The organism is Elioraea sp. (assembly GCF_051860475.1).
Classification (GTDB): domain Bacteria; phylum Pseudomonadota; class Alphaproteobacteria; order Acetobacterales; family Acetobacteraceae; genus Elioraea.
The window spans coordinates 1-10,410 of sequence record NZ_JBHYDW010000145.1; the positions used below are offsets into that span (position 1 = coordinate 1).

Annotated in this window: 9 protein-coding genes and 1 pseudogene; 3 read left to right on the plus strand and 7 right to left on the minus strand. The window is 70.3% G+C overall.

Going from position 1 to position 10,410, the window contains the following annotated elements; genetic code table 11:
• Positions 1-93: 93 nt before the first annotated feature.
• On the minus strand, positions 94-1,209 hold the full coding sequence (locus tag ACTIFU_RS19495; protein WP_439579985.1) for an efflux RND transporter periplasmic adaptor subunit: 1,116 nt from the start codon (positions 1,207-1,209) through the stop codon (positions 94-96).
• A gap of 104 nt (positions 1,210-1,313) precedes the next feature.
• Positions 1,314-3,656, minus strand: a complete 2,343-nt coding sequence (locus ACTIFU_RS19500; protein WP_439579986.1) for a xanthine dehydrogenase family protein molybdopterin-binding subunit — start codon at positions 3,654-3,656, stop codon at positions 1,314-1,316.
• Positions 3,657-3,886: 230 nt separating this feature from the next.
• Here ACTIFU_RS19500 and ACTIFU_RS19505 point away from each other — a divergent pair, with 230 nt between their 5' ends.
• The 3 genes from ACTIFU_RS19505 to ACTIFU_RS19515 all read left to right on the plus strand — a co-directional run bounded on the left by ACTIFU_RS19505 (position 3,887) and on the right by ACTIFU_RS19515 (position 6,109).
• On the plus strand, positions 3,887-4,147 hold the full coding sequence (locus ACTIFU_RS19505; protein ID WP_439579987.1) for an Lrp/AsnC ligand binding domain-containing protein: 261 nt from the start codon (positions 3,887-3,889) through the stop codon (positions 4,145-4,147).
• 2 nt (positions 4,148-4,149) lie between these two features.
• Complete coding sequence (locus tag ACTIFU_RS19510) at positions 4,150-5,214, plus strand: AbrB family transcriptional regulator (protein WP_439579988.1); 1,065 nt, start codon at positions 4,150-4,152, stop codon at positions 5,212-5,214.
• Between the two features lie 310 nt (positions 5,215-5,524).
• The gene (locus tag ACTIFU_RS19515; protein WP_439579989.1) at positions 5,525-6,109 is read left to right on the plus strand and encodes a hypothetical protein; all 585 of its coding nucleotides are present in this window, start codon (positions 5,525-5,527) and stop codon (positions 6,107-6,109) included.
• Here ACTIFU_RS19515 and ACTIFU_RS19520 read toward each other — a convergent pair.
• From ACTIFU_RS19520 to ACTIFU_RS19540, 5 genes and pseudogenes are all read right to left on the minus strand, one after another.
• Complete coding sequence (locus ACTIFU_RS19520) at positions 6,106-6,951, minus strand: alpha/beta hydrolase (RefSeq protein ID WP_439579990.1); 846 nt, start codon at positions 6,949-6,951, stop codon at positions 6,106-6,108. The genes ACTIFU_RS19515 and ACTIFU_RS19520 overlap by 4 nt on opposite strands.
• Before the next feature lie 2 nt (positions 6,952-6,953).
• Complete coding sequence (locus ACTIFU_RS19525) at positions 6,954-7,637, minus strand: ABC transporter ATP-binding protein (protein WP_439579991.1); 684 nt, start codon at positions 7,635-7,637, stop codon at positions 6,954-6,956.
• On the minus strand, positions 7,630-8,316 hold the full coding sequence (locus ACTIFU_RS19530) for an ABC transporter ATP-binding protein (RefSeq protein WP_439579992.1): 687 nt from the start codon (positions 8,314-8,316) through the stop codon (positions 7,630-7,632). The genes ACTIFU_RS19525 and ACTIFU_RS19530 overlap by 8 nt, the downstream gene beginning before the upstream one ends.
• Before the next feature lie 136 nt (positions 8,317-8,452).
• A pseudogene (locus ACTIFU_RS19535) lies at positions 8,453-9,382 on the minus strand (branched-chain amino acid ABC transporter permease); the annotation flags it as partial.
• Positions 9,375-10,295: a branched-chain amino acid ABC transporter permease gene (locus tag ACTIFU_RS19540; RefSeq protein ID WP_439579993.1), complete on the minus strand. Its 921-nt coding sequence runs from the start codon at positions 10,293-10,295 to the stop codon at positions 9,375-9,377. The pseudogene ACTIFU_RS19535 and the gene ACTIFU_RS19540, both read right to left, overlap by 8 nt.
• Between the last annotated feature and the right edge of the window lie 115 nt (positions 10,296-10,410).

Below are 10,410 nucleotides of genomic sequence, written 5' to 3' on the forward strand. Positions count from 1 at the left end.
TACCACCAGCAGCAGCGACATCACGGTCGCGAAGACGGGCCGCTTGATCGAGACGTCCGAGAGAACCATCGGCCTGCGCTCCGTCAGCTGGTCTCAGCTCACCGGGCGCCGGAGCACGTCAACCACATGCACCGGCACGCCGTTGCGCAGGCGCTGCAGCCCACGCACCACCACCTGCTCGTCTGCCGCGATCCCTTCGAGCACCTCGACCTCGCCGCGCACCCGCGTGCCGAGCTTGACTTCCTGGCGCACCGCGCGGCCGTTGCGCACGGCAAACACGAAGGCGCGGTCGCCGACCGGGTCGATCGCCTCCTCCGGGATCAGCAGCGCGGTCGGACGTTCGGCAAGCGTGAGCGCGATGTTGAGGAACAGGCCCGGCTTCAGGCTTTCGTCGGGGTTGGGGAACTCGGCGATCGTGCGGACGGAGCGCGTCGCCGGATCGATCCGGGTATCGACCACCGTGACCTCGCCCTGGAAGCGCCGCTCGCCATACGCGGGGCTGGTCGCGTCGACACGCTGGCCGGTGGTGAGCCGGGCGACGAACACCTCAGGCACCGCGAACTCGACGCGCAGGCGCGAAAGGTCATCGAGCGTGGTCACCACCGCCCCAGGCTGGATGAGCGCGCCGAGACTGACCTGTCGCAGCCCGACCCGCCCGGCGAAGGGGGCGATGATCTTCATCTCCTCGATCTTCGCCGCCACCTCGCGCACCTGGGCCTCGGCCTGTCGCAGTGCGGCTTCGAGCTGGTCGATCTGCGCCTCGGCCACGGCCTGGGTGGCGCGGAGCTGGCGCGCGCGGTTCAGCCGCGTGCGCGCATCGTCGGCCATGGCACGGGCACGGTCATGGGCGGCGACCTGCTGCGAGCGGTCAAGCTCGAGCAGCACATCCCGCGCGTCGACCGCCTGCCCCTCCTCGAAGTTGATGGCGACGACGATGCCGGAGACCCGGCTGGTGACGGTGATCGCCTCGCGCGCCCGCGCCGTGCCGATCGACTCGATCCGCTCGACCACCGGCGCCTGGCGCACCGGCGCGGTCGCGACCTGCACGCGGGCGCCCGGCCCGCCGGCGCGGGGGCCGGCGTTCGCGGAGGGCTCCAGACCGATCAGGCCGCGCAGATCGGGCAGGCCCAGCCGATCGCCATACGCCACCCAGCCGGCCCCCAGCCCGGCCAGCGCGGCGACAATCACGAGTTGCGATGCCGTCCGCATCGACGTGGGACCCCCATGGAACGTCGCGTTCTACATGACATCTCGCCGGGACGGGAACAATCTCCCGACAGGTCACGAAGTCGCGTAGCACGTGACAAAGCGTATCAGCACACCCGCCGGAGCGCCCGCCAGACCCGCTCCGGCGTGCAGGGCATCGGCAGCGGCACCACCTGCTCGGGAACCCCTGCCGAGCGCAGCGCGTCCGAGACCGCGTTCATCGCCGCCGGCAGGCTGCCCGCGCAGCCCGCCTCGCCGCATCCCTTCACGCCGAGCGGGTTGGTGGCGCAGGGGACCTCGACCGTCTCCCAGTCGATGTCGGGCAGGTCGTCGGCGCGCGGCAGCGCGTAGTCCATGAAGCTGGCGGTGGCGGTCTGGCCAGTCTCCGGGTCGTAGGTCATGTCCTCGAGCAGCACCTGGCCGACACCCTGGACGATCCCACCCGTCACCTGGCCGCGCAGCGTCAGCGGGTTCACCACGACGCCAAAATCGTTGACGGCGGTGTAGCGCTCCAGCCGCACCGTGCCGGTGGTGGGATCGATCTCCACCTCGGCGACGTGGCAGCCGCTCGGGTAATTCGGCACCCGCTGGGTCGGGTGCGCGGAGGCTTCGAGCCCGAGGCTCTCGTCCTCGGGGACCATCTCGGGGTTCCAGGCGGCGGTCGCGACCTCGGCGATGCCAACCGCCCGGTCGGTGCCGGCGATCCGGAACACGCCGCGATCGGCGACCACGTCCTCGGCGGCGGCCTCCAGCAGATTGGCGGCGATCCGGCGCCCCTTCGCCTCGATCGCCTCGGCGCAGCGGTAAAGGCCGACGCCGGTGACGGTGAGCGTGCGCGACCCGGCCGTGCCAGAGGCGTAGCCGGTGACGTCGGAATCGCCCTGCACCACGCGGATGCGCTCGAAGGGCACGCCCAGCCGGTCGTGCAGGATCTGCGCGAACACGGTCTCGTGCGGCTGGCCATTGGACACGGCGCTCAGCGTGACCGTCACTCCGCCATCGCGATCGAAGGCCACCTGCACGCGGTTGTCGCGGAAGCCCGAGGGCTCGACATAGACGCCGAAGCCGAGGCCACGCAGCATCCCGCGCGCCTCCGAGGCGCGGCGACGGGCGGCGAAGCCGGCGCGGTCGGCAAGTGCCAGCGCACGCTCCATCACGGCAGCGAAATCGCCGCTGTCGTAGGTCTGGCCCGTCGATGTGCGATAGGGCATGGCCGAGGCCGGGACGAGGTTGCGTCGGCGCAGCTCGGCCGGATCCATGCCGATCGCGGCGGCCGCGGCGTCCACCGCCACTTCCAGCGCATAGGCCGCCTCCGGCTTGCCAGCGCCGCGATAGGCGTCGATCGGCGCGGTGGTGGTGAGATAGCCCTCGCTGCGGATGTGGAATGTCGGGATCGTGTAGGGGCCGACGACGATGCGCGGCCCGCCGATCGTGCTGATCGCCGGGCCGAACCCGACGCAATAGGCGCCGAGATCGGCGGCCCAGGTCCAGCGTGTCGCGGTGATGCGCGCCTCCGCGTCGAGCGCGAGCTCGACGGTGATCTCATGGTCGCGCCCGGCGCTATCGGCGGTGAACGCCTCGGTGCGCTCGGCCTGCCAGCGTACCGGCGTCCCGAGCCGTTGCGCGGCGTGCATGAGCGCAACGTGCTCGGGATAGGCGTGGTTCTTCATGCCGAACCCGCCGCCGACATCGGGGGTGACGATGCGCAGCGCCTGCGGGGGCACACCGAACGCATCGCGCGTGAGCTCACTATGCGCCTCGGTGGTGCCCTGGGTTGCGGCAAGCAGGGTCCAGCGACCGAGTGCCGCGTCCCAGGAGGCAATCGCGCCCCGCGTCTCCAGCGGCGCGACCGAAACGCGGTTGATCCGGATCGGCACCGAGATGCTGTGCGCGGCGTCGGCGAAGGCACGCTCCGTCGCGGCCGCGTCACCGGCCTGCCAGCGATGCACGCGGTTGCCCGGGATCTCCTCATGGATCGGCGCCGAGTGGCGCGCGGCCGCGATGCCGATCACCGGGTCGAGCGGGTCCCAGTCGATCGCGACCGCCTCGGCGCCGTCGCGCGCGGCGGCGAGCGTCTCGCTCACCACCATTGCCACCGCCTCGCCGACAAACCGCACACGGTCATGCGGCAGGGCAAGCCTCGGCGGAAACCGCACCGGCCTGCCATCGTCGCCGGCGTAGGCAAGCCTGCAGGGGAGACTGCCTCGCCCGGCCGCGCGCAGTTCCGCTCCGGTGACGACCGCGACCACACCCGGCACGGCGCGTGCCGCCTCCGCATCCAGCGCCGAGATCCGCGCATGCGCATGCGGCGAGCGCACGAAGGTCGCATGCAGCGTTCCCGGCCACGCCAGATCGTCCACAAAACGACCCTGGCCGCGGAGGAGGCGCGGATCCTCAACGCGTCGGACCGGCTGGCCGATGCCCAGGCGCAGCGGCGCGGGGCCGTCCATGCTAGAGACACGCCCCGGTGAACGCACGCTGACGGCAGCGCTCGGCCTGCTGCATCATCATGCGCTCGGGCAGATGCGGCCAGTGGCGGGGCGACCGCGCACGTCGCGTGGAGTGGTGTTGGCCATGTGCAAGTCTCTCCGGTCCGCCTGCGCCACGCAACACGCAGGCTACGCTCGGGTTGTGAAGCCCATCGCCTGCACCTAGCATCCGCGAGCGAAGGAGACCCCCGATGCGACCGCTGTTCGTCCTGATCAAGTGCGAGATGGGCCGTGCCTACGAGACCGCCCGCGAGGCCGTGGACGGGATCGAGGAGGTCAGCGAGATCTACTCCATCTCGGGCCAGTACGACCTGCTCGGCAAGTTCTACCTCCAGCCCGACCAGGATCCGGGACTGTTCGTCACCGAGACCGTGCAGCGGCTGCCCGGGGTGAAGGACACCTTCACCCTGATCACCTTCAACGCCTTCTCGGGGTCCGGCGCGGCACGCTGAGCGTGCCCGTCCCTTCGGCACGGCTGCTCTCGATCCAGGCGCGCACGCTCGCGGCCGCAATCGTCGGCGGCTACGCGGCGCAGCTGCTGCACGTGCCGCTGGCCTGGATGATCGGCGCGATGGTGGCCGCGGCGGCGATCGCCTTCACCGGACGCGAGGTGGCTGCGCCCGCGATCGCACGGCCCGTCGCCATGCTCGTCCTCGGTACCGCGCTCGGCCAGACCTACACCCCGCCGGTGCTGCGGGCGCTGATCGGCAGCCTGCCGGCACTGATCCTGGCCGGGCTTGGCTCCATGATCGCCGGCGCCGCGGCGAGCCGCATGACCGCGCGGATCGCCGGGATCGACACCAAGACCGCCTATTACGCCTCCGTACCGGGTGGAATCATCCTGATGGTGGTGCTCGCCGCGCGCGCGGGCCTGTCGGTGCCGACGGTGACGCTGATCCAGACGCTGCGCATGGTGCTGGTGGTGCTCACCTTCCCGCCGCTGCTGTTCACCTTCGTCGAGCCCGGCGTGGACGTGTTCAGCCTCGTGCCGGTGCCGCTGTCGTGGCATCTGCTGCCGCTGCTGTTCGTCGCGACCACGGCCGGCGCCGTCGTGATGCGGCGATTCGGCATCGCCAATGCCTGGATGTTCGGCCCGGTCTGCGTCTCGCTGATCCTGGCGCTGCTGGACCGGCCGCTCTCGGGCGTGCCCGGACCGCTGATCGACGTCGCCCAGGTCCTGATGGGGTGGTCGCTCGGGATCCGGATCAACCGCGACCTGATCCTGCGCTCGCGCCACCTCGCGCTCGCCTCCGTCGCCGCCACCGGGCTGCTCGCGCTGCTCTGCCTGCTGGTCGCACTGGTCGTGGCTTTCGCGTTCGGGTTGCCGGTCGCTGCCGCCATCCTGGGCACCGCGCCGGGCGGGCTGCCGGAGATGGCGATCACGGCCAAGGTGCTCAATCTCGGCGTTCCGCTGGTGCTCGGCTTCCACCTCGTGCGGATCTTCCTCTGCAACCTGTTCGTCGAGCAGCTGTACCGCGCCTATGCGTGGGCGGAACGGAAGCTCGGCCTGCCGACGTAGCGTCGATCTGAATGCAGAAGCCATCGGGCGCAGGATGCCCCGAACAGACAGGGACCGCGAACGGAGTCCATGCGCACGGCGCGGACGTCGACAGCGGCAGTCGGTCCTAGCGCTGAGCCGGCCGTCACGGCACCGCCCCGCCTGGCCGATCAGCCCTGGTCGCTGGCACTGAGGGTGGGCGGAGATGCGCGGGCTGGGATTCGCTCGGTGCGACTTTCATTATCATAGCTCAACGCTCGGTAGAGTGCTATTCTGACGATGTTGGAGCGCGCGGCGTTCAGGCTACTGTCCAGCATCCCGTGAGGTCGCCATGTCCTACGAGGAACGCATCGTTCTGGCTGAAGCGACCATCGACAAGCTTGCTGAGTGTGTCGGTGCGGTCTCGGCGAACCGAGGGACAGCGCTCATCACCGATGCGCTCGGGCTTACGGATCATGCGACGCCGGTCGCGCAGGTCTACGCCATCCAGCCCACACACAACGACTGGGGAACGGCGACCGACCCAGCCCCGCACTTCATCGCCATGACGGTGCAGACGAAGCATGGCAACTGTGACATGAAGGCAGAACTAGTCTATCAATCCATCCGGAACAGGCCATCCTCGAACGGCGTGGTGAATACCAAGATGTGCCGCGTGTTCATCCCTGGGCACGCCTTCTGCATCCTCTGCGACCAGAACCTTCCCAACGTTCCGGTGCTGCCGGCGACGACCAACACGATCACGGACTTCGGGGCGGATGCCGTCGTGGTTGACCTCTGGCAGGAAGACTACTGGACGCCCAATACCTGGCTCATGCACGGGAAGATCCCTGGTCCAGAGCGGGCCGTCTGGCGCCACAAGATCAAGAACAACCCGATCACTGTCATCCGGTCGCACACCTTTGTGCTCAATTAGTCGTCGTTGAGCAGCCCCCAAGCGGCAGCGAACAGCGGCCCCTCGGGCTCGGCCCAGGCGTCCTGCACGGTGAAATGGTTGCGGCCGGGCAGTTCGAGTGCGGCGACCGCCGCACCCTGCTGCGACCAGCGCCGCGCGAACCCGTGGGTCTGGCGCAGGAACTCGGCGCTCTCCGCCCCACCGACCGCGGCGATCACGCGCAGTCCTTTCGGCGGGGCGAGGTAGAACGCGGAAAGCCGCGTCGCCGTGGCGAGGTCGAGCCGCAGCGCCGTGTTCAGCGAGGTCGCAAGCAGCGGTGGAAGCTCGAACACACCGGAGGAGGGCAGCACGCCGGCGAACCGCAGGTCGGGCAGGCCCCGCGCCGCCCAATCGGTCGCCGCCACCGTCGCGGCGAGATGCCCGCCCGCGGAATGCCCGCCCACCAGCCAGCGCCGCGAGAGCCCGAGCGCCGATGCCTCGCGCCAGAGCGTGCCGATGGCGATGCGCACGTCCTCGATCAGTGCGGCAAGGCTGACCTCTGGGCAGAGCGGATAGCCGGGCATCGCCACCGCCACGCCGCGCGCGAGCGACGGCGTCGCGATCCAGGCCGTATCGCGGCGGTGACGGCGCTGCCAATACCCACCATGCACAAACACCAGCACGGGCGGATCAGCGACACCCGTCGGCAGAAAGACATCAATCGCGCGCCGTTCGCCCTCGCCATAGGGCACCACGCGCGGCGGATGCGCCGCGACAGCGGCCGCCATCGCCCTCGCCCAGCGCGCGTCGATCGCCGGGAACTCCGGCACCGCCGTGACCGTCGCGTATTGCTTCTCGAGCCAGCCGTATCCGGGATCGCCCATCCTCACACTCCGAGCATGCCGTGGAGCAACCGCTCGTCGCCGAGCAGCGCCTCGCCCGTGCCCTCCCACGCCACGGCGCCCTTCTGGAGGACGGAGAAGCGGTCGGCGAGTTGCGCCAGCGCGCGTACGTCCTTGTCCACCACCAGGATGGAGAGACCCTCGTCCTTCAGCCGGCCGAGCACCGACCAGATCTCCGCCCGCACCAGCGGGGCGAGCCCCTCGGTCGCCTCGTCCAGGATCAGCAGGCGCGGATTGGTCATCAATGCGCGGCCGATCGCGAGCATCTGCTGCTCGCCACCCGAGAGCGTGCGCGCCGACTGCGCCGCCCGCTCCTTGAGGCGGGGGAACAGCGCGAACACGCGCCACTCGTCCCAGCCCTTGCCGCGCGCGGTGGCCACCAGGTTCTCGCGCACGGAGAGAGTGGGAAACACCTGCCGTCCTTCTGGGATCAGGCCAATCCCCTGGCGCGCGATCCGGTGCGGCGGTTCGGCGGCGACGTTGCGCCCGTCCAGCAGGATCTTGCCCGAGCGCGCCACGAGGCCGAGGATCGCACGGATCGTCGTGGTCTTGCCCATGCCGTTGCGCCCGGCGAGGGCGACCACCTCGCCCGCGCGCAATCGGAGATCGACGCCGAACAGCACCTGGCTCGCGCCGTAGGAGGCGGTGACGCCGGCGAGCTCAAGCATCGACCACCTCGCCGAGATAGGCCTCGCGCACGGCGTGATCGGCGCGGATCATCTCCGGCGCTCCGGACGCGATCACCCGTCCCTCGGCCATCACGGTGATGCGGTCGGCGAGGCGGAACACCGTGTCCATGTCGTGCTCGACCAGCAGCATCGCCACCCTGCCCTTCAGCGCCGCAAGCCGTGCCGCCATCTCGGCTGTCTCGGCTGGACCAAGGCCGGCGGTCGGCTCGTCGAGCAGCAGCACGCGCGGACGCATCGCCATCGCCACCGCGAGCTCCAGCTGGCGCTGCTCGCCGTGACTCAGCAATCCCGCCGGCACATGCGCGCGCTCGGCGAGTCCTGCCGTCACCAGGGCAGCATCGGCCCGCGCAGCGAGCGTCGCCAGACCGTCGGCAGGCCGCAGGAAGTGGAACGGCGTGCCGACGCGCGACTGCACCGCGAGCATGACGTTGCGCCGCGCGGAGAATTCGCGGCAGAGCTGGGTGATCTGGAACGTCCGGCCGAGCCCGGCGAGCGCACGGCGCGAGGGCCGGGCCCGCGTCACGTCGCGGCCGTTGAAGGCAACGAAGCCCGCATCGGGCACGATCTCGCCGGCAAGCATGGCGAGCAGCGTGGTCTTGCCCGCGCCGTTCGGACCGATCACCGCGTGGCATTCGCCCGAGATCAGATCGATCGACACGTCCGCGACTGCGGCCAGCGCGCCCCACCCCGTTGCCCCTGGTGAGGCGCGCCAAACCCGCGCGACCCAGCGCGGGGGCCCCCGCGCTCGGGCCCCAGAGGCCGCGGCGGAAGAACAGCACGCAGGCGAGCAGGACCGGACCGAGCACCAGCATCCAATGCTCGGTCACCGCCGACAGTTCCTCCTCAAGCAGCAGCAGCGCGAACGCGCCGAGCACAGGTCCGAACAGTGTTCCCTGTCCGCCCAGGATCACCATCATGATCAGCTCGCCCGAACGCTGCCATGACAGCAGGTCGGGCGAGACGAACCCCGCCTGGTTCGCGAGCACCGCACCCGCAAGCCCTGCTGCCGCGCCCGAAACCGTGAAGGCCAGCAGGCGAATGCGATAGACCGGATAGCCGAGCGCGCGCATCCGCCGCTCATTCTGGCGAGCGCCGCGCAACGCAAGCCCGAACCGCGCTTCCATCGTTCGTTGCGCAATTAGAAGAAATCCGACGAGGAGTACGAGTGCAAGCCAGTAGAGCGGCTGATCGCCGTCGAGCGGCAGGTCGAACAGGCGATGACGGGCAGGCAGCATGAGCCCGTCGGTGCCACCGTACTCGGGGATCGCAACGACCAGGAAGTAGACCATCTGCGCGAACGCAAGTGTGATCATGATGAAGTGCACACCACGCGTGCGCAGGCTGACCATGCCGATCAGGAACGCGAGCATGCCAGCGACAACGGCAGCGGCCGGGAAGGCGATGAGCGCATCCGTGCTGCCGCCGAGCTCGAACGGCCAGCGCAGGACACGCGTGCCCCGGCCCGCATGGTGCAGCAGCACCCCCGAGACATAGGCGCCAGTGCCAAGGAACGCGCCATGGCCAAAGCTGACGAGCCCACCGTAGCCGAGCACGAAGTCCAGCGCGGCGGCCGCCAGTCCGTAGGCCAGCATCCGGGTCAGCACGGGCAGCAGGTAGCCGCGGTCGAGTGCGGTCAGCACCAAGGGTGCGGCGACCAGCGCAACCAGCCCGATCTGCGCGGCGATCCAGCCGCGCCGCACGTGCCATGGCGCCGGCTCACGCATGGCGCGGGAACAGCCCCTGCGGGCGGATCGCCAGGATCACCGCCATCAGCAGATACACCGCGACCGCACCAAGATTGGCCGCGACCTGATCCGCCGCCGACGGGTCCATCATGCCGCGCAGCAGCGTCGGCAGCACCGCCCGCGAGAGCGTATCGACCAGCCCCACCAGCAGGGCTCCCGCCATCGCCCCCCGCACCGAGCCGAGTCCGCCCACCACCACCACCACGAAGGTCAGGATCAGGATCTGCTCGCCCATGCCGACCTGCACCGCGAGCAGCGGACCCGCCATCACGCCGGCCAGCCCGGCAAGCGCGCCGCCGATCGCGAACACGAGCGCGAACAGGACCTGGATGTTCACCCCCAGCGCCTGGACGATCGCGCGATGCGTCGTGCCGGCGCGGATCAGCATGCCGAGCCGCGTGCGCGTGATCAGCCACCACAGGAACAGTGCAGCAAGGATGCCGGCGCCGATGATCGCGAGGCGGTAGGCGGGATAGGGCACGCCCGGGATGAGCTCGACGCTGCCGGCGAGCGCCTCCGGCGTGCCGAGGAAGATCGGCTGCGGGCCCCAGACGATCTTCACTGACTCGTTGGCGATCAGAATCACCGCGTAGGTGGCGAGCACCTGGTCGAGGTGGTCGCGCGCATAGAGGCGTCGGATCAGTGTCAGTTCGAGCAGCAGCGCAATCGCCGCGCTCGCCGCCACGCCGGCGAGCACGCCGAGCGCGAAGGAGTCGGTGCGCGCGGTCACCGTCGCGCCGGCGAAGGCGCCGAGCATGTAGAGCGAGCCGTGCGCGAGATTGATGACGTCCATCACGCCGAAGATCAGCGTCAGGCCCGCCGCCATCAGGAACAGCATCACGCCGAGCGTGAGACCGTTGAGCGTCTGCTCGAGAAGGAGAAGGGAATCCATAGGGAAAGAACTCGGGGGGAGGTGAGGGCTGACCCCCCACCCCCCCCCCCACGGGGGGCCCCCCCCAGGGTGGGGGGGGGGCCCCCCCCCCCCCGGGGGGGGGGCCCAGCCGGGG

What these genes read in the sequence shown, in the direction of transcription:
- ACTIFU_RS19520 (WP_439579990.1), bottom strand. Translation starts at nt 6,951, where the DNA reads ATGGGCGATCCCGGATACGGCTGGCTCGAGAAGCAATACGCGACGGTC.
- ACTIFU_RS19495 (WP_439579985.1), bottom strand. Translation starts at nt 1,209, where the DNA reads ATGCGGACGGCATCGCAACTCGTGATTGTCGCCGCGCTGGCCGGGCTG.
- ACTIFU_RS19500 (WP_439579986.1), bottom strand. Translation starts at nt 3,656, where the DNA reads ATGGACGGCCCCGCGCCGCTGCGCCTGGGCATCGGCCAGCCGGTCCGA.
- ACTIFU_RS19540 (WP_439579993.1), bottom strand. Translation starts at nt 10,295, where the DNA reads ATGGATTCCCTTCTCCTTCTCGAGCAGACGCTCAACGGTCTCACGCTC.
- ACTIFU_RS19525 (WP_439579991.1), bottom strand. Translation starts at nt 7,637, where the DNA reads ATGCTTGAGCTCGCCGGCGTCACCGCCTCCTACGGCGCGAGCCAGGTG.
- ACTIFU_RS19515 (WP_439579989.1), top strand. Translation starts at nt 5,525, where the DNA reads ATGTCCTACGAGGAACGCATCGTTCTGGCTGAAGCGACCATCGACAAG.
- ACTIFU_RS19505 (WP_439579987.1), top strand. Translation starts at nt 3,887, where the DNA reads ATGCGACCGCTGTTCGTCCTGATCAAGTGCGAGATGGGCCGTGCCTAC.